This is a genomic window from Brevundimonas sp. KH_025 (assembly GCF_057839885.1).
This window is the reverse complement of sequence record NZ_CM174501.1, coordinates 2554303-2579095: the sequence shown is the minus strand read 5'-3', so window position 1 is coordinate 2579095 and position 24793 is coordinate 2554303. Positions and strand designations below refer to the sequence as shown.

At 68.1% G+C, this 24793-nt stretch carries 22 protein-coding genes; 12 read left to right on the top strand and 10 right to left on the bottom strand.

What is annotated here, in order from left to right:
• Positions 1–8: 8 nt before the first annotated feature.
• Positions 9–860, bottom strand: a complete 852-nt coding sequence (locus AC3IS2_RS12800; RefSeq protein WP_489198164.1) for a lipid A-modifier LpxR family protein — start codon at positions 858–860, stop codon at positions 9–11.
• A gap of 182 nt (positions 861–1042) precedes the next feature.
• Positions 1043–2926: a ribonucleoside-diphosphate reductase subunit alpha gene (locus AC3IS2_RS12795; protein WP_489198163.1), complete on the bottom strand. Its 1884-nt coding sequence runs from the start codon at positions 2924–2926 to the stop codon at positions 1043–1045.
• Between the two features lie 281 nt (positions 2927–3207).
• Here AC3IS2_RS12795 and AC3IS2_RS12790 point away from each other — a divergent pair, with 281 nt between their 5' ends.
• The 3 genes from AC3IS2_RS12790 (at position 3208) to AC3IS2_RS12780 (ending at position 7549) form a co-directional block, all read left to right on the top strand.
• Positions 3208–3957 carry a phosphatase PAP2 family protein gene (locus tag AC3IS2_RS12790; protein WP_489198162.1) on the top strand — a complete coding sequence of 250 codons (750 nt, stop codon included), beginning with the start codon at positions 3208–3210 and terminating at the stop codon, positions 3955–3957.
• Between the two features lie 67 nt (positions 3958–4024).
• A complete protein-coding gene (locus tag AC3IS2_RS12785) occupies positions 4025–5344 on the top strand; it encodes an acetyl-CoA hydrolase/transferase family protein (RefSeq protein ID WP_489198161.1) in 1320 nt (439 codons plus the stop codon).
• Between the two features lie 99 nt (positions 5345–5443).
• Complete coding sequence (locus AC3IS2_RS12780) at positions 5444–7549, top strand: hybrid sensor histidine kinase/response regulator (protein ID WP_489198160.1); 2106 nt, start codon at positions 5444–5446, stop codon at positions 7547–7549.
• Here the strand turns inward: AC3IS2_RS12780 and AC3IS2_RS12775 are convergent.
• Positions 7546–8193, bottom strand: a complete 648-nt coding sequence (locus AC3IS2_RS12775; RefSeq protein ID WP_489198159.1) for a glutathione S-transferase family protein — start codon at positions 8191–8193, stop codon at positions 7546–7548. The two genes, AC3IS2_RS12780 and AC3IS2_RS12775, sit on opposite strands and share 4 nt — an antisense overlap.
• Before the next feature lie 155 nt (positions 8194–8348).
• Between AC3IS2_RS12775 and AC3IS2_RS12770 the strand changes: the two genes are divergently transcribed.
• A complete protein-coding gene (locus AC3IS2_RS12770; protein ID WP_489198158.1) occupies positions 8349–9392 on the top strand; it encodes a ribonucleotide-diphosphate reductase subunit beta in 1044 nt (347 codons plus the stop codon).
• Between the two features lie 74 nt (positions 9393–9466).
• Here AC3IS2_RS12770 and AC3IS2_RS12765 read toward each other — a convergent pair whose 3' ends face one another.
• The 3 genes from AC3IS2_RS12765 to AC3IS2_RS12755 form a co-directional block, all read right to left on the bottom strand.
• Positions 9467–9979: a cell wall hydrolase gene (locus AC3IS2_RS12765; protein ID WP_489198157.1), complete on the bottom strand. Its 513-nt coding sequence runs from the start codon at positions 9977–9979 to the stop codon at positions 9467–9469.
• A gap of 100 nt (positions 9980–10079) precedes the next feature.
• Positions 10080–11588 (bottom strand): sensor histidine kinase, encoded by a 1509-nt coding sequence (locus tag AC3IS2_RS12760; RefSeq protein WP_489198156.1) that lies wholly within the window; start codon positions 11586–11588, stop codon positions 10080–10082.
• Positions 11585–12313, bottom strand: coding sequence for a TVP38/TMEM64 family protein (locus tag AC3IS2_RS12755; RefSeq protein WP_489198155.1), 729 nt, complete (start codon positions 12311–12313; stop codon positions 11585–11587). The genes AC3IS2_RS12760 and AC3IS2_RS12755 overlap by 4 nt, the downstream gene beginning before the upstream one ends.
• 168 nt (positions 12314–12481) lie before the next feature.
• On the opposite strand from AC3IS2_RS12755, the gene rpmH reads away from it, so the two are divergent.
• From rpmH to AC3IS2_RS12730, 5 genes are read left to right on the top strand one after another with little or no spacing between them, the layout of a single operon-like run.
• On the top strand, positions 12482–12616 hold the full coding sequence (rpmH, locus tag AC3IS2_RS12750; RefSeq protein WP_003164000.1) for a 50S ribosomal protein L34: 135 nt from the start codon (positions 12482–12484) through the stop codon (positions 12614–12616).
• Between the two features lie 33 nt (positions 12617–12649).
• Positions 12650–13078 carry a ribonuclease P protein component gene (gene rnpA, locus AC3IS2_RS12745; protein WP_489198154.1) on the top strand — a complete coding sequence of 143 codons (429 nt, stop codon included), beginning with the start codon at positions 12650–12652 and terminating at the stop codon, positions 13076–13078.
• A gap of 5 nt (positions 13079–13083) precedes the next feature.
• On the top strand, positions 13084–14877 hold the full coding sequence (gene yidC, locus AC3IS2_RS12740) for a membrane protein insertase YidC (protein ID WP_489198153.1): 1794 nt from the start codon (positions 13084–13086) through the stop codon (positions 14875–14877).
• Between the two features lie 4 nt (positions 14878–14881).
• Positions 14882–15550: a ribosome biogenesis GTP-binding protein YihA/YsxC gene (gene yihA / locus AC3IS2_RS12735; RefSeq protein ID WP_489198152.1), complete on the top strand. Its 669-nt coding sequence runs from the start codon at positions 14882–14884 to the stop codon at positions 15548–15550.
• Between the two features lie 58 nt (positions 15551–15608).
• Positions 15609–16598, top strand: a complete 990-nt coding sequence (locus AC3IS2_RS12730) for an LLM class flavin-dependent oxidoreductase (RefSeq protein WP_489198151.1) — start codon at positions 15609–15611, stop codon at positions 16596–16598.
• Positions 16599–16601: 3 nt separating this feature from the next.
• Here the strand turns inward: AC3IS2_RS12730 and AC3IS2_RS12725 are convergent, their stop codons facing one another.
• From AC3IS2_RS12725 to AC3IS2_RS12710, 4 genes are all read right to left on the bottom strand, one after another.
• Complete coding sequence (locus AC3IS2_RS12725) at positions 16602–17117, bottom strand: hypothetical protein (protein ID WP_489198150.1); 516 nt, start codon at positions 17115–17117, stop codon at positions 16602–16604.
• A 4-nt stretch (positions 17118–17121) separates the two neighbouring features.
• A complete protein-coding gene (locus AC3IS2_RS12720) occupies positions 17122–18270 on the bottom strand; it encodes a polysaccharide biosynthesis/export family protein (protein ID WP_489198149.1) in 1149 nt (382 codons plus the stop codon).
• A 91-nt stretch (positions 18271–18361) separates the two neighbouring features.
• Positions 18362–19639 (bottom strand): glycosyltransferase family 4 protein, encoded by a 1278-nt coding sequence (locus AC3IS2_RS12715; RefSeq protein ID WP_489198148.1) that lies wholly within the window; start codon positions 19637–19639, stop codon positions 18362–18364.
• On the bottom strand, positions 19639–20631 hold the full coding sequence (locus tag AC3IS2_RS12710; protein ID WP_489198147.1) for a KpsF/GutQ family sugar-phosphate isomerase: 993 nt from the start codon (positions 20629–20631) through the stop codon (positions 19639–19641). Before AC3IS2_RS12710 ends, AC3IS2_RS12715 begins: the two co-directional genes overlap by 1 nt.
• Before the next feature lie 183 nt (positions 20632–20814).
• Between AC3IS2_RS12710 and otsB the strand changes: the two genes are divergently transcribed.
• The 3 genes from otsB to AC3IS2_RS12695 are packed head-to-tail and all read left to right on the top strand — an operon-like array spanning position 20815 to position 24786.
• Positions 20815–21579 (top strand): trehalose-phosphatase, encoded by a 765-nt coding sequence (gene otsB, locus AC3IS2_RS12705; protein ID WP_489198146.1) that lies wholly within the window; start codon positions 20815–20817, stop codon positions 21577–21579.
• Positions 21576–23363, top strand: a complete 1788-nt coding sequence (locus tag AC3IS2_RS12700) for a glycoside hydrolase family 15 protein (RefSeq protein ID WP_489198145.1) — start codon at positions 21576–21578, stop codon at positions 23361–23363. The genes otsB and AC3IS2_RS12700 overlap by 4 nt, the downstream gene beginning before the upstream one ends.
• 10 nt (positions 23364–23373) lie before the next feature.
• Entirely contained in the window at positions 23374–24786 is a 1413-nt protein-coding gene (locus AC3IS2_RS12695) for an alpha,alpha-trehalose-phosphate synthase (UDP-forming) (protein ID WP_489198144.1), read from the top strand.
• Positions 24787–24793 lie beyond the last annotated feature (7 nt).

The window sequence follows — 24793 nt, the reverse complement described above, 5'->3', positions numbered from 1 at the left end:
GCGTTGATCTATTCGCGAGGCCGGATCGTCAGTTGGAAGGCCACCAGGCCTTCCGACACGTCGGTCTTGATGCCGTTGTAGGCTCGGATGCCGTTGGCCTCGATCTCGCGATAGACGATGCCGAACGAGCTATGGATCGCGCCCCGGCGATAGGCCACGCCGATGGAGGCGTCGCCCAGATAGGTTCCGGCGTCGTGGCTCATGCCCGAGCCGGCGAAGTCGCCGTCGCGGGTGCGGGCGAAGTTGTAGCCGACAGCCCGCTTCGACCCGGCGGCGTAGACATACCAGCGCGGACGTTCGCCAAAGGCTTCGTCGCCGTCGGGCGCCAGACGGTCCAGGCCCTCGCCGATCTTCAGCGTGGCGCCCGCCTCGGCGGTCGTGCCGTCGCTGCCGAAGCCGACCCCGGCGTGGGGCGTCAGCGAGACCTCGAGACCCGAGGCCGTGCGCCCCTGCGCCGCCACCCAGCCGCGCGTATAGGAGACGTCAAAGCTTTCGCCGTCATGGGCGCGGGCGTCCAGCGCGCGCGGCGGCACCGGCGCTCCGTCGGCGCGGCGCGGCGCGCCCCGGGCGACGACGCGCAGCCGGTCGGTGAAGCCGTTGCCGGCGAACCAGGCTTCGCTTTGGGTGATGGTGAAGGCGTCCCGACCGGCGGGCGAGCCCGACACAGCAAGGGGGGCGCCGAAGGGCGTATCCGTGGCGGTAAAGGCGATTTCGTTTTCCAGCCTGGCCGCGGCGTCCTCGAACTGGACGGCGTCGCTGCCTGAGGCGGCGACGGGGGAGGCGGCGATGGGGCCTGCGAACGAGGCGGTCGCCTGGGCGCTCGCCGTCATGGGCAGGCCCACGACGATCAGAACACCCACGAGGCAAGCCTCTGCACGCACCAACGGTCCCTCCCAAAGCCGTTAACAGAAACCACTCTGCACTAACGCGGGGGAACTGCAACGGCCTCTTTCGAGCCACAATCCTGCCTCGACCAAACGAAACCGCCCGGAGGTCGGTTCCTCCGGGCGGCGGGATCAGCAGATTGTGATGCGAGGGACGCCTACTGGCAGGCCAGGCACTCGTCGTAGTCGGTGGGGGCGGCCGAGAAGAGGTCCGGCTGGTTCGGATCGATCTCGGCCTCGGCCTTGTCCTCGGCGCCGGCGAAGGCGGCGCGCTGCACCGATTTCGAGCGCAGATAATAGAGCGACTTCACACCGCGTTCCCAGGCGGACCAGTGCAGCATGTGCAGGTCCCACTTGTTCACGTCGCCGGGGATGAAGAGGTTCAGCGACTGGGCCTGGCAGATTTCCGGCGCGCGGTCGGCCGCCAGTTCGACCACCCAGCGCTGGTCCAGCTCGAAGGCGGTCTTGAAGATGCCCTTCTCGTCGTCCGACAGGGCCTCCAGATGCTGGACCGAGCCTTCGTGTTCGAGGATCGAGCTCCACACGGCCTCGGTGTCGATGCCCTTTTCGCCCAGCAGCTTCTGCAGGTAGGGGTTCTTGACCGCGAACGAGCCCGACAGGGTCTTGTGCGTATAGATGTTGGCCGGGATCGGCTCGATGCCCGCCGAGGTGCCGCCGCAGATGATCGAGATCGAGGCGGTCGGGGCGATGGCCAGCTTGTGCGAGAAGCGTTCCATCACGCCGCGTTCGGCGGCGTCCAGGCAGGCGCCCTTTTCTTCGGCCAGAGCGCGGCTGGCCTTGTCGGCCTCGCGACGCAGGTGCTTGAACAGGCGCATGTTCCACGACTTGGCCATGGCCGATTCAAAGGCCACGCCCTGCCCCTGCAGGAAGGAGTGGAAGCCCATCAGGCCCAGGCCCACCGACCGCTCGCGTTTGGCCGAGTAGACGGCCGCCGCCATGGCGGGCGGCGCGCGGTGGATGAAGTCTTCCAGGACATTGTCCAGGAAGCGCATGATGTCCTCGATGAACTTGGGCTCTTCGCGCCATTCCAGGAAGGTCTCGGCGTTGACCGAGGACAGGCAGCAGACGGCGGTGCGATCCGCGCCCAGGTGGTCCTTGCCGGTGTGCAGCATGATTTCCGCGCACAGGTTCGACTGCTTGACCTTCAGGCCCAGGTCGCGCTGGTGCGGCGCCATCTGGCGGTTTACCGTGTCCGAGAAGATCAGATAGGGCTCGCCCGTCTGCATGCGGATGTCGAGCAGCTTGGTCCACAGCGAGCGGGCGTCGACGGTCTTCATGACCTCGCCGTCCTTCGGCGACTTCAGGTCGAAGGTGGAGCCGGTCTTCACCGCCTCCATGAACTCGTCCGTGATGTTGATGCCGTGGTGCAGGTTCAGGGACTTGCGGTTGAAGTCGCCCGAGGGTTTGCGGATCTCGAGGAACTCCTCGATCTCGGGGTGGTGGATGTCCAGATAGACGGCGGCGGAGCCGCGGCGCAGCGAGCCCTGCGAAATCGCCAGGGTCATGGAGTCCATCACGCGGATGAAGGGGATGATGCCCGAGGTCTGACCGGCGCCCTTGACCTTCTCGCCGATGGAGCGGACGCCGCCCCAATAGGTGCCGATGCCGCCGCCGTTCGAGGCTAGGGCGACGTTTTCGTTCCACACGTTCTGGATGCCGTCGAGGCTGTCGCCGACGGCGTTCAGGAAGCAGCTGATCGGCAGACCGCGGTCGGCGCCGCCGTTCGACAGGACGGGCGTGGCGGGCATGAACCACAGCTTGGACATATAGCCGTAGATGCGCTGGGCGTGGTCGGCGTCGTCGGCATAGGCCGTCGAGACGCGGGCGAACATGTCCTGATAGCTTTCGCCGGGCAGCAGGTAGCGGTCTTCCAGCGTCTTCTTGCCGAAATCGGTCAGCAGGGCGTCGCGCGAACGGTCCAGGGTCAGGCCCGTGACCACCTTCAGCTGGGGCTTGTCGCCGGCCGGAGCCGTAGAAAGCGCCGTGAATTCCGTCGTCTGCAAAGCTTCGCCGCCAGCCATTTTCGTCACTGCCCCGAACAAATCCGTTAGAAGACCCGTGCCGGATTGAAACACTAGATATGGTGTTTCTGTTCCCGTGCTCGGCTAGATGTATGGGCGCATATCGCTAATGGCAGGTAAAGACTTGATCTTGCCCGACCGATGTGGGGTCCACAGATTCACGCCTGGCGCCCTGTGGAAAAGTCGGAAAAGACAACCGTCAAGCCGTCAGGGTTCGAACTTCACAAGCGCGTGATGAGTCGGGCGGGGGAACGCCTCTCCAGCTTGACCGTTAGCGGCTCATGGCTCCGCATCCGACCGCCTTCCTGAGCCGCGCCCTGCGCGTGGCCCGCACCGAAATCGCCGCCGTCGCCGCCCTGCTGGTCGTGGCCCTGGGGACGCTGACCTTCATCGAGGTGGCCGACGACATGCGTGAGGCCGACGGCCAGGCCTTCGACCAGGCGGTGCTGCACGCGGTCCGGCCCCTCGCCGACGATCCGAGCCGACCCTGGGGACCGTGGTGGCTGCATGAGGCGGCGGCCGACATCACCTCGCTGGGCGGAGTCTCGGTCCTGACCTTGTTCGCCCTGATCGCCGTCGGTTTCCTGCTGATTCAGGGCAAGCGGCTCTCGGCCCTGCTGCTGGTCGTCGGCCTGGGCGGCGGGGTGACGCTGAGCGAGAGCCTGAAATCCCTGTTCGAGCGCGAGCGCCCGCCGCTGGAGTTTCAGGCGGTCGAGACGCTGAACGCCAGCTTCCCCTCAGGCCACGCCCTGTTGTCGACGGTCTTCTATCTGACGCTGGGGGTCATGCTGACGCGGGCTTTTCCCAAGAAGCGGCTGAAGGCCTATGTCCTCGGCTGCGCGGTCCTGATCGCCCTGCTGATCGGCCTGACCCGCATCTATCTGGGCGCGCACTGGGCTTCGGACGTCTTCGCCGGATGGAGCATTGGCGCGGCCTGGGCCATGATTCTGTGGCTGATCGCCTATGGGATCGAACGGCGGCAGCGGCTTCACGACGCGCCGCTGCAGGACGCGCCTTCGACCAATGTCTAGCGGTCGGGACGCGCCGGGCGCCGGATAACGGTGCGAACAGAGCCGAACGGCCGTTCGAGGACACGCCATGACCGACTATGCCGCTCAATATGCAGAGCGCCTGATGGCGCCCGCCGCCGCCGCCGCCCTGATCCCGTCGGGGGCCAAGGTGGCCATGGCCCTCGGCGTCGGCCAGCCGCCGGCCCTGCTGAAGGCCCTGGCCGACCGCGCCGAAGCCCATGAGGTCGGGGATGTCGACATCTACTACCTGCTGTCCACCGCCATCGCCGGCGAGACGGTGCTGCGCTTCGACCTGACCGACCGCTTGCGGCCCCACAGCCTGTTCCACGGCGCCATCGAGCGGAAGCTGGAGGCGCGCGGAATCGAAGAAGGGCGGCGCGCCGTCTGGTTCATGCCGACCGGCTTCCAGCAGACACCGCACGTCCTGACGCATGAGATCGGGGTCGACACCCTGCTGGCCACCGTTTCCCCCATGGACGCCGACGGCAACTTCAGCTTTGGCGCCAATACCGACTACGCTCTTGCGGCCTCCAAGACGGCCCGGCGGGTGATCCTGGAGGTCAATCCGCACATGCCGCGCGTCTTCGGCGACTGCACGGTGCATGTGTCAAAGGTCACGGCCCTGGTCGAGCACGCCGCGCCCTTGCTGGAGGCGGGCAAGGCCCCGCAGCAGCCGCAGGATGTGGTGATCGGCGGTCTCATCGCCGGTCTGGTCGAGAACGGCTCGACCCTGCAGATGGGCATCGGCGCCCTGCCGGACGCGGTCTGCGCCGCCCTGCACGACCATGCGGATCTGGGCATCCATACCGAGATGCTGACGCCGGGCCTGGTCGAGCTGATGCGGGCCGGGGTCGTGACCAATGCGAAGAAGACCCTGCATCCGGGCAAGACGGTCTTCACCTTTTCCATGGGCGACCGCTCGACCTATGACTTCCTGAACGAGAACCCGGCGGTCGAGGCCCATCCCGTCGACTATGTGAACGACCCGGCGGTGATCGCGCGCAACGACCGGATGGTGTCGGTCAACGCCACGCTTCAGATCGACCTCTTCGGCGCCTGCTGCTCGGAATATCTGAACGGGCGGCAATATACGGCGGCGGGCGGCCAACTGGACTTCGTGCGCGGCGCCTCGGCGTCAAAGGGCGGCAAGTCGATCATCGCCTGCCACTCGACAGCGGCCAAGGGAACAGTCTCGCGCATCGTCGCCCGGCTGGACGGGCCGGTGACGACGCCGCGCAACGACACGCAGATCGTTGTCACCGAGCACGGCTGGGTCAATCTGCGCGGCCTGACAGCGGACCAGCGCGCCCGCGCCTTGATCGGCCTGGCCGCGCCGCAGTTCCGCGAGGGGCTGGAGGCCGACGCCCGGACCATGGGACTGATCTAGGCTTTCGACCCTCGTTCTAAGCGATTCCGCGCACTCCGGCGGGCAGGTTTTCTTTACGTTTGGGCCGCACCGTCTTTTCGGGGAATGTCGGGGGTTGGTATGGCCGGACGTTGGCGGTTGTTTCGCCATGACGCGGGACGGGAGGCGGGGCCGCCGCCCCTTGCCTATGTCCTGCTGTTCGCCGCCTGCCTGCTGCTTGGTCAGTGGAGCGCCTCGACCTTCCAGGCCATCATCGTCTGGCCCGCCAACGGCGTCATGCTGGCCGCCCTGCTGCAACTGCACCGACGTCAGGCCGTGGCGGTTCTGCTCGCCTGCTTCGTGCTGAACCTGGGCAGCAATGTCCTGCGCGGCGACACCATGCCGATTCTGTTGGTCAACGCCGTGCTGAACATGGGCCAGGTGCTGGTCGCGGCTCTGCTGGCCCGTCGCGTCGGCGGCGCGGCCCTGGATATGCGCCGGCCCCGGCGCCTGATCGCCTTTGGCCTGTTGGCCGTAGCGCCGACGGTGGCGTTCAGCACGACCCTGTCGATCGCAGCGGGCGCATGGCTGCGTGACTATTCACCGATCTACGCCGCCTTCGCCTGGCGGCATATGTTCAGCATGGAACTGCTGGGGTTGCTGATCGTCACCCCGCCCCTGCTGTTGCTGGCGCGCGCCCATCGCTTCCGCGGCGAAGGCGCAGCGCGGCCCCTGGAAACGGCTGGTCTTCTGATGCTGCTGGCCGCAACGACGGCCTGGGTCTTCAGTCGGCCGGAGGCCATGGCCTTTCTGATCCTGCCGCCGCTGCTGCTGGTGGCCTTCCGCCTGTCGCCGCCGTGGACCGCCGCCGCCCTGATCCTGACGACGGCGATCAGCGGAGTGGCGACGCTGACCGGCCACGGCCCGGTGATGCTGACGCCGGTGTCCGACATCCCGGACCTGGCCGGTGTGCCGCTGCGCATGCGGCAGATGGGCGCCTACTACGTCTTCCTGCTGGTCACGGTGATCACCGCCCTGCCTGTCAGCACCTTGATGAGCGAGCGCCGTCAGTTGACCGCGCGCCTGCAGCACCGGACGGCCGTCGCGCTCAAGGCGCGAGCCGAGGCCGAAGCGGCCGACGCGGCCAAGTCGCGGTTCCTCGCCCTGATGAGCCATGAGATGCGCACCCCGCTGAACGGCGTCGTCGGCTATGCCGACCTGCTGTCGCGGCGGGCGGATCTGCCGGGCGAGGTCGCCGCGCAGGTGGAGGCCATCCGCCGCTCGGGCGACGCCATGCTGATGCTGGTCGAAGACGTGCTGGAGTTTTCGCGCGGCGGGGAGGAGGCCGCCGCTGAGGCGCTGAATCTGGTCGAGCTGTTGCAGGAGGCCGCCGCCCCGGCCCTGGCGAACGCCAAGGCCAAGGGCTTGCCGGTGGCTCTGGTCGTCGAACCCGAGGCGCTGGGGAGGTTCGTCGGCGAACGCCGCCGACTGCGTCAGGCCCTGCATCACCTGATCTTCAACGCCGTCAAGTTCACGGATCGGGGCGAGGTGCGGGTGACGGCCGGCTACGACGGCGGCGCGATCGTCATCACCGTGACCGACACGGGCGTCGGCATCGAACCGGCCCTGATGCCTCATCTGTTCGAAGCCTTCGTCCAGGGCGACGATTCCCTGCGACGTCGCCATGTGGGGGCCGGGGTGGGGTTGCCGCTGGTTCAGGCCCAGGCCCAGCGGATGGGCGGGCGGATCGAGGCGCGCAGCGTCGTGGGCGAGGGGGCGACTTTTGTTTTGACCGTGCCCCTGGCCAGGCTCTTGGAGGAGCCGGCCGTTGCGATCGAAGAGACCGATCGGGCCATGCGGGTGCTGATCGTCGACGACCACCCGGTGAACCGCGAGATGATGCGGCTGATGCTGGCCGCCGCCGACTGCGAAACGGTCGAGGCGACCGACGGACTGGAGGCGGTTCAGCGCGCGGGCGAGGAGATGTTCGACCTGATCCTGATGGATGTGCGAATGCCGCATCTGGACGGCCTGGCCGCCACCCGCCAGATCCGCGCCCTGGCCTCGCCCGTGGCGGTCGCGCCGATCCTGGCTGTCACCGCCGACGCCATGCCCGAGGACGCCGACCGTTGCCGCTGCGCCGGCATGGACGGCCATCTGGCCAAGCCGATCACCCACGTCCGTCTCTACGCCGCCATCGACCAAGCGATGCAGGCGGCGGCCGCTCGGACGGCGCGGGCGGCCTAGATCTCGTCGGACCCGAAGGGGAAGCGCTCGACCCAGAAGCTCTGCAGCGCGGGCAGGGCGTCCACTCGGCGCACCACCTCGGCCATGCGCGGCGCCTCGGCGTAGAAGCGCGTCCGGCGCGGCGTCCAGCGGCTGGCGACGGCGACATAGAGGTCGAGCACGCTCAGTTCGTCGCCCAGCAGGAAGCGGCCCGGCGTGACCTGGCTGTCCATGATCCGCCAGCACTCGGCGATGCGCTCTGCGGTGCGGCGCTTCACCTCATCCTGCGCTGCGGGGTCGTCTCCGACCAGCCGCGATGGCACGTCTCGCACCCAGAACATCGAATAGATGGCGGCGGGGATGAAGGTCATCCAGCGCAGGAACTGCGCCCGGCGCGGGTCGTCGAGCCTCGGCCCCAGGCGCGCCTCGGGATAGGTGTCGGCCAGCCAGATCAGGATGGCGGCGCTTTCGGTAATCGTCTCGCCGTCGGGCGTGATCAGGACCGGGATCTGGCGCATGGGGTTGGCGACGGCGACCTTATCGCGCTCGGCCTCGCCCTCCCAGGTCACGGCCTCTACGACGCTATAGTCCAGTCCGATCAGGGTCATGGCCGCCTCGACCGGGACCGATCCCGAGCCAGCGGCGCCGTAAAGCGTGAAACTCATCCCCAGGCTTCTCCCCATCTGATTCGTCTCCGACCACCATATCTAGCGGTCGGATGAAAATATGAACGCAAGATAGGCGTATTCCGACTTGGCGCCGCGCGCGCCGGGACGCATGGTGAAACTCACATCTCCCGGATTCGCTTCAGGTCATTTTGATGAACGCCCACTCCTCGATCATCCGCCCCGGAACGGCCGGACTGCTGACGCCCTCGGCGGCCTACAAGCCCTTCCGCTATCCGTGGGCCTTCGACATGTGGAAGAAGCAGCAGCAGGTCCACTGGATGCCCGAAGAGGTGCCGCTGGGCGAGGACGTCAAGGACTGGGCGGCCAACCTGACCGACAGCGAGCGCAACCTGCTGACGCAGATCTTCCGCTTCTTCACCCAGGCCGACATCGAGGTCCAGGACAACTACATGGAGCGCTACGGCCGGGTGTTCAAACCGACCGAAGTGAAGATGATGCTGGCCTCGTTCGCCAATATGGAGACGATCCATATCGCGGCCTACGCCCTGCTGCTCGAAACCATCGGCATGCCCGAGAGCGAGTTCGGCGCCTTCATGGAATACGAGGCCATGCGCGACAAGCATGACTTCATGGGCCAGTTCGGGGTCGAGACCGACGCCGACATCTGCCGGACCCTGGCCATGTTCGGGGGCTTCTCAGAAGGGCTGCAGCTGTTCGCCAGCTTCGCCATGCTGATGAACTTCCCGCGCCAGTCGAAGATGAAGGGCATGGGCCAGATCGTCAGCTGGTCGGTGCGCGACGAGAGCCTGCACTGCGAAGGCATCATCAAGCTGTACCACGCCTTCAACAAGGAGACGGGCGCCGTCACCAAGGCTGTGGCCGACGACATCGTCGACTGCTGCAAGACGGTGGTCGAGATGGAAGACAAGTTCATCGACCTGGCTTTCGAAATGGGCCCGGTGCACGGCATGACGCCGGACGATATCAAGGCCTACATCCGCTTCATCGCCGACTGGCGCCTGCGTCAGCTGAAGCTGCCCGAGGTTTACGGCGTGACGGAAAACCCGCTGCCCTGGCTGCAGTCGCTGCTCAGCGGCGTGGAGCACGCCAACTTCTTCGAGGCCCGCGCCACCGAATACTCCAAGGCCGCGACGCAAGGGTCGTGGCACGGCGCCGACGGCGTCTGGGACAGCTTCGACGCCATGATGAAGCGCCGCGAGACGACCGAGGACTGATCGCTGCGGTTCATGAGGGGGCGAAAGGGCGTCGCGGCGAAGGCCGGCGGCGCCCTTTTCTTGTCCGGCGCGCTCTAGTTCGGGGCCTGACGCCCGGCGTTGCAGCGGGCGCGGTCGCCGCGTTGGCAGGCCGCGACCGTGGCGCGCCAGTCGGCCATCTGTCGCTCATAGCGCGCCTGGGCTTCGGCGGCGGCGCGCAGGTCGGTTTCATGTTGTTCGCGGGCCGCGCGGGCGTCGGCCTCGGTCCGCTCGATCTCCGCCTGATAGCGGGCTTGCGCCTGGGCGTGGGCGGCGGCGTTGGCGCGGTCCTCGTTCTCGGCCAGGTCGTTCTGGGCGACGATCTCGGCGTTCAGGGCCTGGGTCCGGCGCAGTTCGTCGGGGTCCTGAGCCGAATCCGGGGCGCGGTGGTAACGCTCGCCCTGACGACGCAGCAGGTCGGCTACAGGGTCGCTGGGGGCCGCCTGGGAGGGCTTGGCGGGTGTCGGGGTCTGGGCCAGCGTGGGAGCCGCCAGGAAGGCGCTCAGAGCGGCTGCGAGAAGGGACGCTGCGAGAAGGGCGGCGCGGTGCGGGCGAAGGGCACGGGTCATGGGTCTCTCCTTGCCGAACAGATGAGGCGGGGTCGAAGCTTGGCTTTTCCGACCCTAGAGCGAAACAACGTCCGAACGGGACAAATGGCTGCGGCGGCGCTCAGGCCGGCAGACGCAGTTCAAAGGTCGTGCCCGCCGGCCCGGTGTCCAGCAGGCGCAGTTCGCCGCCGTGGTTGGCGGCCAGCTCGCGCGAGATGGTCAGGCCCAGGCCCGTGCCCTCCGAAGCGCGGCCGCTGACAAAGGGTTCGAACAGCCGCCCGGCCAGGCGTTCGGGAATGCCCGGGCCGTCGTCGGTGATCTGGATGGCGACGACGCCGTCGCGGGCCTCGGCCCAGACGCGGATCTCGCCCTTCTTTTCGCGCGCCGGATCGCTCTCGATGGCCTGACGGGCGTTGCGCATCAGGTTGACCAGGATGCGATGCAGCTGGTCGCTGTCGGCGTTGACGGTGAAGCGGGCCGGCAGGGCGCGGACCAGGCGCACGCCGTCTTGCTCCAGTCCCGCGTCCTCGGCGGCGACGGCGACGGCGCGGGCCAGCAGCATCTTCTGCAACTGGGGCGCGGCCTCTTCGGACTTGCCGTACTCCAGCACGTTGCGGGCCAGGGCGGCGGCGCGGCCCAGGGCGCGCTCCAGCCGGGGCAGGGCCTTGGCCACCAGGGGGTCGGACGAGCTGGACAGACGCTCGGACGCCATCTGGGCCGAGGTCAGCATGTTGCGCAGGTCGTGGTTGATCTTGGCCACCGCCTCGCCCAGGGCCACCAGACGGGCGCGCGAGCGCAGCGACTGGCGCACTTCTTCCTGCATCCGCGCCAGTTCGCGCTCGACCCGGCCGATTTCGTCGTGGCGGTCCGAGGGCGTCTCAGCCGGGCTTTCGGGATTAGCGGCGAAACGCTCGATCGAGCGCGTCACCCGACGCAGGGGCGCCAGGACCAGGAAGGACAGGGAGGCGTAGAGCAGGCCGCCCGCGACCACGGCGATCAGCAGGGACATGGTCAGGCTGTTCAGCAGGAAGGTCTTCAGCTCGACCTTCAGCGGCTGGGCCGGGGCCAGGATCTCGATGAAGTCGCCCGAGCGATAGCGCGGCTCGGCCTGAACCCGGATCGAACGGTCGGGGTGGCCGAACAGGGTCTTCCACGGGTCCAGCAGCCGGGCGCCGATGTTGCGCTGGCGCAGGTCGATCAGATCGGGCGCGCGCGGCAGGTTGGGGGCTTGCAGCAGCAGGCGCCGCACGCCCTGTTCGCCGACCACGACGGACTGGACGCCGCCGATGCTCAGCAGCTGTTCGGCGGTGGAATCCTCGACGGCGGAATAGGGCAGGGCCTCAACCCCGACCGAGGCCAGTTCGGCGCCCTGCAGCCGGTCCATCAGCCACCGCTCCTGGAAGGAGGCGGCGCTGGGCACGATGATTAGGGCGGCGACCGCCAGGGTGAAGGCCACGGTCAGCAGCAGCAGGCGGCTGGACAGGCCGTCGGGGGCGCGGGGCGTCAACCGCTCGCGCCAAACGGCGGGCAGGCGCTTTGGCAGGCGCACGGCCTGCAGACGCGCGATCAGGCCCGTCTGGTCGCGGGGGCGCGTTGGCAGTCGAGTCTCGATCGCGTTCCGTTCCGTCATGCGGCGTCCATGCCGTGCCGAGCCCGCCATTTCTGCACTAATTTGAGCGCCAGGGGCAGCAGCATTGACAGGAAGGCGACGCCGAGCAGCGGCCACATGAACTCGGCGAACAGGCTCTGCAGGTTCGGATCGGGATCATCCACCAGAATGTCGTTCAGCCCCGCGCCGATCCAGCAATAGATGATGTGGGCCGGCAGCAGGCCGATGAAGGTGGCGATCATATAGGGACGCAAGGGCGCGGCCATGACGCCCGCCGCCACATTGATCAGGTGGAAGGGGACCGAGACCACCAGACGCGCCACCAGCACGTACCAGAAGGTGTTTCTGTCCACGCCCTCGCAGACCTTCTTCAGCAGGCCCGTGTTCTGGGCCGCGCGACGACGCAGGGATTCGCCCAGCGCGGTGCGGCCGACATAATAGACGGCCAGGGCGCCCACGGTGGCGGCGAAGGCCGTAGCCACGCCCCCGACCCAGGGGCCGAACAGATAGCCGGCCGTCACGGTGATGAAGACCACGCCCGGCACCACGCTGGCGGTCAGCAGGGCGAAGACCAGCATCAGGGCCAGCAGGGTCAGGATATAGTGCTCGTCCGCCAGGGCCTGAAACGCCGCGCCGTGCTCGCGCAGCGTGTCCAGCGACAGGTAGCGGTTCCACCCCATGCCGAAGATCAGCGCGATCGCCGCCAGCAGGACGGCGAGGGGCAGAAATCGTTTGACCCGGTTCATCCCTGCTCCGTAACCGACGCCGCGCAGCTTCCCTAGAAGTTTCAGGCCCGCTGCGAGGTCCTGGATCGCTTGTCAGCGTTGACTCGTCCGTCGTCGCCGCTTATACGCCCGCCTCCTGCAGCGGATGACTGTTGTCCGTTGTGAAACCCTGTAGCCCTGGAGCCGAACGTGAAGCGGACCTATCAGCCGTCGCGACTCGTGCGCAAGCGCCGTCACGGCTTCCGTTCGCGGATGGCCACCAAGAACGGTCAAAAGATTGTTGCGCGTCGCCGCGCCAAAGGCCGTAAGCGCCTGACGGCCTGACGTCACGCGCCCATTACCCTTCAGGGCGGGCGCATGACCGATCCGATGAAAATCGATCGCCTGACACGGCGGCCCCAGTTTCTGGCGGCCGCCAAAGGCGTTTCTCAGGCCCGCGGCGCCGTGGTGGTCCAGCAACTGGACCGTCAGGACGGACAGACCGCGATCCGCCTGGGATTCACCGCCACCCGCAAGGTCGGCGGGGCCGTGGTCCGCAACCGCTGCAAACGCCGCCTGCGCGAGGCCGCGCGGCTTCTGGCGCCCCTGCACGGACGCCCCGGCTGCGACTATGTGTTCATCGCCCGCATGGGCACGGCGGACCGCGACTGGGACCGCTTGCTTGACGATGTGAAATCGGCCCTTACAAGGCTCGCAACCCCGCGCGCGGCTCCCGATATGGGAGACGAGGCGAAATCGCCCGCCCGCGCCTCTGACGATTCGCGCCCCACCGGCCAGGACCGCTGACCCCGATGCAGAACGAGAATTCGCGCAACACCATCATCTTCTTCGTGTGCGCGGCCCTGATCATGGGCGTGTACTACTTCATGGTGATGCGTCCCCAGGCCGAGATGCGCCGCCAGGCCCAGGCCGCCGCCGCCGAGGAGAAGGCCGCGACGACCGACGCCGGTCTGACGTCGGGGGCGACCGCGCCCGCCGCCTTCGTGACGAACCGCGCCCAGGCCCTGGGCACGGCGGCTCGCGTGTCGATCCAGACGCCCAAGCTGAAGGGCTCGCTGTCGCTGCAGGGCGCGCGTATCGACGATCTCTACCTGACCGACTATCGCGAGACGCTGGACAAGAATTCGCCCCCGGTGGAACTGTTCCGCCCGCAAGGCATGGAGCACGCCTACTTCGCCCAGTTCGGCTGGAGCGGCCCTAACGTCGCCGGCGGCGTTCCCGGTCCGAACACGGTCTGGAGCCTGACCAAGGGCGCGACCCTGACGCCGACCACCCCGGTCGAGCTGACCTGGGACAATGGAAACGGCCTGCGCTTCACCCGCGTCATCGCCATCGACGCCCAATACGTCTTCACCGTCACCGACACCGTCGCCAACCTGAGCGGCCAGCCGATCACCATCGCCCCCTATGGCCGCGTCGAGCGCCAGGGCGTGCCCACGGATCTGGGCAAGCAGATGATCCTGCATGAAGGCGCCATCGGCACCTTCGGCGCGAACGGCAAGTTCACCACGGAACAGGTCAAGTACAAGGACTGGGCCAAGAAACCCCGCATCGAAAACCAGTCGACCGGCGGCTGGCTGGGCATCACCGACAAGTACTGGATGGCCGCCCTCATCCCGGACCAGAAGGAAACGGTCGAGGGCCGCTTCGCCGTCCGCGACGCCGAGGGCCTGAACGTCCACGAAGCCGCCATGCTGGGCGCGACCCGCACCATCCAGCCGGGCCGCCAGATCGAGGAGACCCAGCGTCTGTTCGCCGGCGCCAAGCGCGCCGAGGTGCTGAAGTCCTACGAGCAGTCGCTGGACCTGCCGCGCTTCGTCTACGCCATCGACTGGGGAATGTTCTGGTTCCTGACGCGCCCGATCTTCACCGTGGTGGAGTTCTTCTACGGCGTCCTCGGCAACTTCGGCCTGGCCATCCTGGCCCTGACCGTCGTGGTCAAGCTGATCATGTTCCCGCTGGCCAACAAGTCCTACGAGAGCCTGTCCAAGATGCGGACCCTCCAGCCCAAGATGGAGGAGATCAAAAAGAAATTTAAGGACGACCCGCAGAAGCAGCAGCAGGAGACGATGGCCCTGTATCAGCGGGAGAAGATCAATCCTCTGGCGGGCTGCCTGCCCATCCTGGTGCAGATTCCGGTCTTCTACGCCCTGTACAAGGTGCTGTTCGTCACCATCGAAATGCGCCACGCCCCCTTCTACGGCTGGATCCGCGACCTGTCGGCGCGCGACCCGTCGACGATCTGGAACCTGTTCGGCGCCATTCCGTGGGACCCGGCGACCCTGCCCCTGGCCGGCAGTCTGCTGAACGGCCCGCTGCACCTGGGCGTCCTGCCCATCGTCTATGGTCTGACCATGTGGCTGCAGCAGTCGATGAACCCGCCGGCCCAGGATCCGATGCAGCGTCAGATCTTCGCCTTCCTGCCCTTCATCTTCACCTTCATCATGGCCCCGTTCGCGGCCGGCCTGCTGATCTACTGGGCCTGGAACAACATCCTCTCGATCGCGCAGCAGTATGTCATCATGCACCGCTTCAAAGCCGAGAACCCGATCGACAGCTTCTTCGCCCGTTTCAAGAAAGCCTGACCCCTTGGATCAACCGTCGGCAGAGCCCAAGGTCGGAGAATACTCGGACGCCGAGATCGAGGCCGCGCGCGTGCTGTTCGCGCGCCAGGCCACCTTCGTCCTGGGCTGCGCCAAGATCGAGCAACTGCCGGATCCCGACCTGCCCGAGATCTCGTTCGCGGGCCGGTCGAACGTCGGCAAGTCCAGCCTGATCAACGCCCTGGTCGGGATGCACAAGCTGGCGCGCGCCTCGAACGAGCCGGGCCGCACGCGCGAGGTCAACTTCTTCGACCTGGACGGCCGGATGCGGCTGGTCGACCTGCCTGGCTACGGCTGGGCCAAGGCGTCCAAGACCACGGTGAAGAAGTTCCAGGACCTGGGCCGCGACTATCTGCGCGGCCGGGTGACGCTGAAGCGGGTCTATCTGCTGATCGACGCCCGCCACGGCCTGAAGAAGGTCGACGACGAGGCGCTGGACGCCCTCGACCTGGCCGCCGTCAGCTATCAGATCGTCCTGACCAAGGCCGACAAGCTGAAGAAGGGCGAGGCCGAAAAGGTCCAGGCGGCGACGCTGAAGGCCATCTCCAAACGCCCCGCCGCCTATCCGGCGGTTCTCGTCACCTCGTCCGAAAAGGGCACGGGGATGCCGGAGTTGCGCGCCGAGATCATGCGCACGACGGGCGTGGACATCTGAGAACGATCGCTGGGCCGACTGGTATGGCGCCGCTGACGCGCGGCCCCATATCGGACGGATGATCCCGCTTTCCATTCTCGACCTCGCCCCGGTGCCTGAGGGCTCCGACGTCTCCCAGTCGTTGGCCAACACCCTCGATCTGGCCCGCCACGCCGAACGGCTGGGCTATCGCCGCTTCTGGCTGGCCGAGCACCACAATATGCCGGGCATCGCCAGCGCCGCGACTTCGGTCGTCATCGGCGCGGTGGCGGCGGCGACCCAGACCATTCGCGTCGGCGCCGGCGGCGTCATGCTGCCCAACCACGCCCCCCTGGTCATCGCCGAGCAGTTCGGCACCCTCAATGCTCTTCACCTCGGCCGCATCGACCTGGGCCTGGGCCGGGCGCCCGGTTCGGATCAGGCGACGGCGCGGGCGCTACGCCGCACGCTGCAGGGCGACGTCGACGCCTTCCCTCAGGACGTGATGGAGCTGATGCAGTGGTTCGCCCCTGCGACCCCGGATCAGCGCATCATCGCCAACCCGGGCGAGGGCCAGGACGTGCCGATCTGGATCCTTGGCTCCTCGACCTATGGGGCGCAGCTGGCGGCCCATCTGGGCCTGCCCTACGCCTTCGCCAGCCACTTCGCGCCGGGCGACATGATGCGGGCGCTGGACGTCTATCGCCAGACCTTCCGACCCTCGGCCCATCTGGCTGAGCCCTACGCCATGCTGGGCTACAACGTCTTCGCCGCTGAGACCGACGAGGCGGCGCGCCTGCTGTTCACCTCGGTCCAGCAGGCCTTCGTCAACCTGAGGACGGGCCGTCCGGGCAAGCTGCCGGCGCCGGTCGCGGGCTATTACGAACGTCTGGACGGCGCCGCCCGCGGCATGATCGACGCCGCCCTGGCCTGTTCCGCCGTCGGTTCGCCCGAGACGGTGCGCGCGGCGACAGAGGCCTTTATCGCTCAGACCGGCGCCGACGAACTGATGATCACCAGCCAGATATGGGACCCCGCCGCGCGGGTGCGGTCGATCGAACTGCTGGCGCAGGCGGTCGGTCAGGCCTGAGGCTCAGCCCTCATCGGGCGGAAGGAAGTGCAGGGGCGTCGCCGCCGGTTCGCTGTGCCCGGCGTCCTCGGCCAGGCGCCGCCAGGCCTCGCCCAGGCGAATGGAGTCCGCCAGGTCCTGCGGCGAGATGAGCGAACGCTCGGCCAGGCGGTGGCGCAGGCCCTGACAGGCGGCGAGCAGGGCGGAGGCCTGTCGCACGGCCGGGACGTCCGAGCGCGCGCCCAGGGCTTCATAGGCGGCGTAGCGCCATCGTCCGCCCTCGGGTGCGGTGTCGATCAGGGTCCACTTTTCAGCGGGGGACAGGGCGTCGCCCAGAGGCTCCCAGGCGTCGCTGTCGGCAGGGCGTCGATAGTGGCCCGGACGTTGCGGCAGGCCGTGGCGGCCATAGACCTCGCCCGCCGCCGCTTCGATCGCCCGCAGCAGGGTCAGCAGATCGTCGGTCGAGGCCGCCACCTCGGGGCGCTCGTTCGACCGCTCCCCGAGGGATTCGGCACGGCGGCGTCCGAGGCGACCGAACATGGCCCTAGTCGATGTTCAGAGCGCTCGTGGCCGAGACGTCGTAGATCACGCGGGTGATCGACTGCACGAACTCGAAGAACTTGCGCGCTTCGGCCGAATCCGAGCGCGGCGCATAGACCACGTCGTCGGGCTGAATCATGAAGTTGTTGGCGACGAAGAAGCCCTGACCCTCGGCCAGGTTCACCCGGTAGACCACGGGCACGCCGCGCGGCGTGGCGGCCTGGGGCAGGCCGAGCGCCTGGGCGACTTCGGGGCGTTCGAAGCGGAACACCATGACGGTGCGAGGGTTGGCCGACTGGGTGTCCAGGCCGCGCGTGCGCGCCAGGGCGGCGGTCAGGCTGAGCGGGCCCTGACCCATGTCCTGCTCGCTGACGGCGCCGACCGCGCCGAAGGCGGTGAAGCGACGGGGCTTGTAGGTCAGGTTGATCTGGTCGCCGCGGCGCAGGCGGACGTTCTCGCCGAATTCCGTGGAAACGAGCGTCAGGGGCGCCGAGAAGGTCTCATTGCCGCGGCGGACGTTGACGATCAGGTCCTCGGCCGGACGGGTCGGACCGCCGGCGGCGGCGATGACGTCCAGAATCCGGTCGGTGTTGACCGACAGGGCGGCGCGGCCGGGGCTGCGCACGTCGCCCAGCACAGTGATCGCGTTCGAGGGGTTCTGGGCGATGTAGGCCACGACCTGCGGGTCGCCGACCTTGCCGCGCAGGGCGCGCTTGATGGCGTCGGCGGCTTCGGGACCGGTCAGGCCGTTGACCTGAACCCGGCCGGCGAAAGGCACGTTGACCGCGCCCGAGCGGTCGACCACCAGCGGCGGCAGGGCCTGAGTGCCGGTCTGGATGTCGCGCGACATGTTGCGGGTGCCGAACAGGGCGCCGCTGGGCTCATAGATCGACACGGCCAGGGTGTCGCCGATGCCGAGGACGTCCACGGGCGTGTCGGCGCCGCCGGCGGCCAGACTGCCGCCGAAGCGCGGGGGCACGGCCTTGATGACTTCGCCGACGGTGAAGTCCACATCGACAAGGGCGTAGTTCACGGCCTTGTCGACGTGGGCGGCGTCTCCGACCACGGTGCGGCCCGAGGGGCCGTCGCCGGGCAGGGTCGAGCAGCCGCCGACAAGGGCGAGGGCCATCAGGGGCAGAAGGGATCGCTTCATGGCGGCTCCGGGGATCTGGCGGTTCATCACCGTGATTACTTGGCTTTGCGGCGTCGGGCCAGAGGCATGAGCGTCGAACCTTGACGCCGTCTCATGCCTGGCTGGCGAGAGGGAAGCCGACGCTGCGGTGGAGGCCCAGTCGCGCCTCGACGGTGGCGAAATGTCCGGGCCAGGTCGGCGGCGAGTATGCGGTCACGGCGGGGCGCCGCCGGGTCGCGGACTCCAGGGCCGCCAGCCACCCGAGGCCGTCCAGGGGGTCGATCAGGGTCGCCTGCGGCACCAGTTCACGGTGTGCAGGAATGTCCGAGGCGATCAGCGGCACGCCGAGGGCGCAGGCCTCGACGGCGGGCAGGTCGAAGCCTTCGACGGACGAGGGCGCCAGCACCGCCTGGGCGCCCTGCATCAGGTCGGCCAGGGCCGTGTCGGGCAGGTTCTCGGCCTGATGCACCAGGCCCTGCAGGTTGGGCGAGCGCTGCAGGTGGTCGAGCACCGCCTCATTCTCCCAGCCGTAGCGGCCGATCAGCACCAGGCGAGGGGCCAGGTCGCCCATGCGCTCTTGCAGGCGGCGCCAGATGGTCAGCAGGAAGGCGAGGTTCTTGCGCGCCTCGATGGTGCCGACGTGGACGAAATAGGGCTGTCGCGAGGGGCTGGGCTCGGCCTTGAGGAAGATCGGCTCCAGACCCAGGTGGGCGACGTCGACGGGCGGGGCCGGCAGCCTCTCGCGCGCGGCGAAGGCCAGCAGTTCATGGGCCGTATAGTGGGAGTTGACCACGATCCGCGAGGCGTGGCGCAGGGCCGTGACCACCCGACGGCGGTGTTTGGCGCCGTCGCCGGGGCGGCAGAACTCGGGGTGGGTGATGGGGATCAGGTCGTGCAGCATGACGACGCGATCAATGCCCTGGGCGCCCAGGCCGGCGAGGATGTCCGGCGTGTTCAGACTGGTGTGGCCGACGTTGAAATAGAGGCGGGCGGGCGGCGGGGCGGCGACCCGTTTGGCCCGGAAATACTGTTTCCAGGCGCGCGTCTTCTTGCGCTTGGGATGACCGGGCTCGGGGGCCTGGCTCATGACCGAGGCGGTCGGCTTGTCCGCCTGCAGGGCGGCGAACAGGCGGCGTTCGGCCTCGTTCAATGCGCGGCTGGTCGCCGCGCCGGACCAGCGACGACGCAGTTCGACAATGCAGTCGCGGAACCAGGCGTCGTCGACCATGGCCAGCTGGTCGTGGCGCGAGCGCACCGGCACCATCCGGTAGTCGGGATGATCGACCAGCCATTCGGCATAGGCCAGACAGACGCGATCGACGCCGGTCGGCGCGCTGCGGTCGGTGCGGCTCAGCAGTCGGCTGGCGTCGAAGAGGATGTCCTGGCTCATCAGGAGACGTAGCCGGCCTGCATCAGTTCGGCGACGTGGATGATGGCCACAGGGCGGTGGTCATCGACGACGAACAGGTTGGCGATCTTGTTGGCGCTCAGCAGATCGACCACGTCGCTCATGCGGGCGTCGGGATCCACCGTGATGGGAGAGCGGCTCATGATGTCCTCGGCGCGGATGGCCGAGATATCGCTGGCGAAGGCGCGGCGGATGTCGCCGTCGGTGATCATGCCCGCCAGGGTGCCATCGGAGTGCAGGACCGCAACCGCGCCCTTGCGGCCCGCGCTGATGGCCGAGACCACGGCGCTGAAGCTGGCGTCCATCGGCACGCCGGCCGGCGCAGCGGCGTTGTCGCCCATCCATTCGCGCACGCTTTGCAGACTCATGCCCAGGGCGCCGCCGGGGTGGTGCAAGCCGAAGTCCTCCCGGGTGAAGCCGCGCCGGTCCATCAGCACCATGGCCAGGGCGTCGCCGATGGCCAGGGTCATCAGGGTCGAGGTGGTCGGCGCCAGACCGTTGGGGCAGGCCTCGGCCACCTTGGGCATGGTCAGGCTGACGGCCGAGTGACGGCCCAGGAAGCTGCCGGCGCGCTGGGTGATGCCGATCACCGGAATGTCGTTGCGCTGGCAGAAGAGCAGGGGGTCGCGCAGTTCGCGGCTCTCGCCCGAGTTGGAGATGGCCAGCAGGGTGGTGTCGGGGCGCAGCATGCCCAGGTCGCCGTGGCTCATTTCCGCCGGGTGGACGAAGAAGGAGTTGGTGCCGGTCGAGGCCAGGGTGGCGGCGATCTTGCCGCCGATATGCCCCGACTTGCCCATGCCGGTGACGACCAGATAGCCCGGTCGCGACAGGATGATGTCGCAGGCGCGCGCGATCGAGACGTCGATGGACCGCTCCAGCGCCTCCAGGGCCTCGATGTTCAGCCGCACGACCTCGCGCGCTCGGTTCGTCATCGCGGCGATCTGCTCGGGCGACGAGTGAACGGAATCGGGCATGGTTTGGCTCCTGAACGCCGGACCGCTGCGGCGGTTCTTCGTGGCGCATCCGCGAATTGCCCCATCTGGATTGTTCGCACAATGGCGAGGGTGCGGCGGAAATGTCACCCAGGGGGACAACCTTCCCGGTCCCCGCGCGTTGTCACCAGTCTCGACAACAGCAGAGAAACGAGTCCGGACCTTATGCCGTCTGCATCCGGGGTGATCGCCTCACGCCTGCCCAGGCCGCCCGTCGCGCCTGAAAAGCCCGCCCTGTTTTTGGATCTGGACGGCGTGCTGGCGCCCCTGGCGCCGACGCCGGACGCGGTGGGGCCGGACGCCCGGCGCACCGAGGTGCTGAGGCGGCTGACGGATCGGCTGCAGGGACGGGTCGCCATCGTCAGCGGCCGCACGCTCAGCGAGATCGACCGGATCAGCGACGGGGCGACGCGGGCCGCCTCGGGCGTGCATGGCCTGCAAAGGCGGCGCGGCGACGGCTCTCTGGCCAACCGCATGCCGGATCCCGCCGTGCGGCGTGCGGTGGCCGCCTTCGACGCCTTCGCCGCCGAACGGCCCGGCGTGCTGGTTGAAGACAAGGAGCTGGCGGCGGGCCTGCACTACCGTCAGGCCCCGGGCGTGTCGGCGGAGGCCCTGGCCCTGGCGGCGTCGCTGGCTCAGGAAACCGGCCTGGCCTTGCAGCCGGGCGCCATGGTGCTGGAGCTGAAGACCCCCGGCACGGACAAGGGGGCGGCCCTGACCGCCTTCATGGCCGAGGCGCCGTTCCAGGGCGCGACGCCGATCATGGTCGGCGACGACCTGACCGACGAGCACGGGTTCGAGGCGGCTGAACGGCTGGGCGGTTTCGGCGTCCTGGTCGGGCCTGGGCGCGCGACGGCGGCGCGCTATCGGCTGGACGACGTGGCCGCCGTTCTGGACTGGCTGGACAGGATCGCGGAGGCCCAGGCATGACCCGCCCCAACCTCGATCTCGCCCCCATCGGCAACTGCTCAGTCAGCGCCCTGATCGACCGCGAGGGCCGCTTCGTCTGGGCCTGCGCGCCGCGCATCGACGGCGACCCGGTGTTCTCGGCCCTGATGGACGGGGCCGATCCCGAGCATGGCTTCTGGGCCATTGAACTGGCGGACATGGCGTCGATCGAGCAGGCCTATGTGCGCAACACCGCCGTCCTGCGCACGGTGATGACGGACGAGCGCGGCGCGTCGGTCGAGATCATCGACTTCGCGCCGCGCCATCTGAAACACTCGCGCATCTATCGACCCACCGCCTTCGCACGGGTGGTGCGGCCTCTGTCGGGGGCGCCGCGCATCACGGTGCGGCTGCGGCTCTCGGCCGACTGGGGCGCACGTCGGGCGGAGCAGACGTCGGGGTCCAACCACATCCGCTATCTGTGCACCGACCTGACGCTGCGGCTGACGACCAACTGCCCCGTCACCCATGTGCTGGACGAGCGGACCTTCCGGCTGGAGGGCGAACTGGCCTTCTTCCTCGGCCCGGACGAGGGCTACGACCAGTCGGTCACGGCCGGGGTGTCGGCGGCGCTGGAGCTGACCCTGCTGCATTGGAAGCTGTGGACGCGGACCCTCTATGTGCCGCTGGACTGGCAGGAGGCGGTGATCCGCGCCGCCATCACCCTGAGGCTCTGCGTCTATGAGGAGACCGGCGCCATCGTCGCGGCCATGACGACTTCCGTGCCCGAATTCCCCGAGAGCGGGCGCAACTGGGACTATCGCTACTGCTGGGTGCGCGACGCCTATTACACGGTGCGGGCGCTGAACCGGCTGGGCGCGGTGGACATTCTGGAGAATTATCTCAGCTATCTGCGCAATCTGGTCGACGCCTCGGACGGCGGCCATGTCCAGCCGGTTTACGGCGTCGGGCTGGAGGCCGACATCGGCGAGCGGATCGTCGACAGCGTCGAGGGCTATCGCGGCATGAAGCCGGTGCGCGTCGGCAATCAGGCGCACGAGCATCTGCAACATGACGTCTATGGCCAGATCGTTTTGCCGCTGGTTCAGGCCTTCTTCGACGAGCGGCTGCTGCGGCCCGGCACGGTCGAGGACTTCCACGCCCTGGAAAAGGTCGGCGACCGCGCCTTCTCCATGCACGACCAGACCGACGCCGGCCTGTGGGAGTTCCGCACCATCGCCCGGGTCCACACCTATTCCTCGGTCATGTGCTGGGCCGCTTGCGACCGGCTGGCCAAGGCGGCGCGGCACCTGGGCCTCGAGGAACGGGGCGAGCTGTGGGACGAGCGGGCGCGGCTGATCAGGGCGCGGATCGAGGCGGAGGCCTATCTGCCCGCCGAAGGCCGCTTCGCCGCCAGCTTCGGCGGGACCGAACTGGACGCCTCCCTGCTGCAGATGACCGACCTGGGCTTCCTCGACGCCCGCGATCCGCGTCAGGTCAAGACCTTCGAGGCCGTCGAGCGGGATCTGAAGAAGGGACCCTATCTGTTCCGCTACATCCACCCCGACGACTTCGGCGAGCCGGAGACGGCGTTCAACTTCTGCACCTTCTGGTTCATCGAGGCCCTGCATCTGAATGGGCGAACGGAGGAGGCGCGGGCCATCTTCGACGAAATGCTGAGCCGTCGCACCCATGCCGGGCTGCTCAGCGAGGACATCTCGCTTCAGGATGGGGAGCTGTGGGGCAACTACCCGCAGACCTATTCCCTGGTCGGGATCATCAACTGTGCGGTCCTGCTCAGTCGCTCATGGACCGACGCGCGATGAGCCGGCTGCCATGTCTCGTTTGATCGTCGTTTCGAACCGGGTCTCGGCGCCCAGGGATCCGGCGGCGGGTTCGGCGGGCGGACTGGCCATGGCCCTGTCGGCGGCGCTGCGCCAGTACGACGGCCTGTGGTTCGGCTGGTCCGGCGAAACGGTGGAGCAGTTCACCGGCGAACTGAACATCGAGGATCGGGCGGGCGTCACCGTCGCCACCGTCGATCTGGAGCCGCAGGACGTCGATGAATATTACAACGGCTACGCCAACAAGACCCTGTGGCCCCTGTTCCATCACCGGGTCGATCTGACGGCCTACGAGCGGTCCTACGGCGAGGGCTATGAGCGCACCAACCGCCGCTTCGCCGAGGTGCTGCAGCCGCTGATCCAGCCCGACGACATCATCTGGATCCACGACTACCACATGATCCCCATGGCGCGGGACCTGCGCCGTTTAGGGGTGAAGAACCGGATCGGCTTCTTCCTGCACACGCCCTGGCCGGCGCGACAACTGCTGGTGACGTTGCCGCACCATCGACGGCTGGTGGAGTCGATGTTCTATTTCGATCTGGTCGGCTTCCAGACCCGCGAGTGGCTGGGTCTGTTCGAACGCTATGTCGAGGTCGAGGCGCGGGGGCGGGTGTCGCCCGACCATATGATCGAGGCCTTCGGCCGGCGGGTGCAGGGCGGGGTCTTTCCCATCGGCATCGACGTGGAGGGCTTCCTGGCCGCGCGCGACTCGGTGCTGGGCGGCAAGACCTATGACCGGATGGCGGCCTCGGCGGCCTTCCGGTCGATGATCGTCGGCGTGGATCGGCTGGACTATTCCAAAGGGCTGGAGCAGCGGCTGCTGGGCTTTGAACAGTTCCTCGAAGACAATCCCGCCATGCGCGGCGAGGTCTTCCTGTTGCAGGTGACGCCGATCTCGCGCGACGAGGTGGACGCCTATCAGGACATTCGCGGGCGGCTGGAGGCCCTGGCCGGGCGCATCAACGGCGCCTACGCCGACATGGACTGGCAGCCGATCCGCTATCTGAACCGCACCTTCCGCCGGGATCAGCTGGCGGGCCTCTATCGGGGGGCCAAGGTCGGTCTGGTCACGCCCCTGCGCGACGGCATGAACCTGGTGGCCAAGGAATATGTCGCGGCCCAGAATCCCGAGGACCCCGGCGTGCTGATCCTGTCGCGCTTCGCCGGCGCCGCCGAGCAGATGGGCGAGGCCCTGCTGGTCAACCCCTTCAGCCGCGAGGAGCTGTCGGAAGCGATCAAGAAGGCCCTGACCATGCCGCTGCATGAGCGCATCCGCAAATGGCAGGCGCTGATGCGGGTGGTCCGCGACACCGACGTCGCCATCTGGCGTGACAGCTATGTCGGGGCGCTCAAGAAGGTCGCGATCCGCGCCGACGACGATGGCGTCGCCGGCGCGGTCTGAGGTCGAC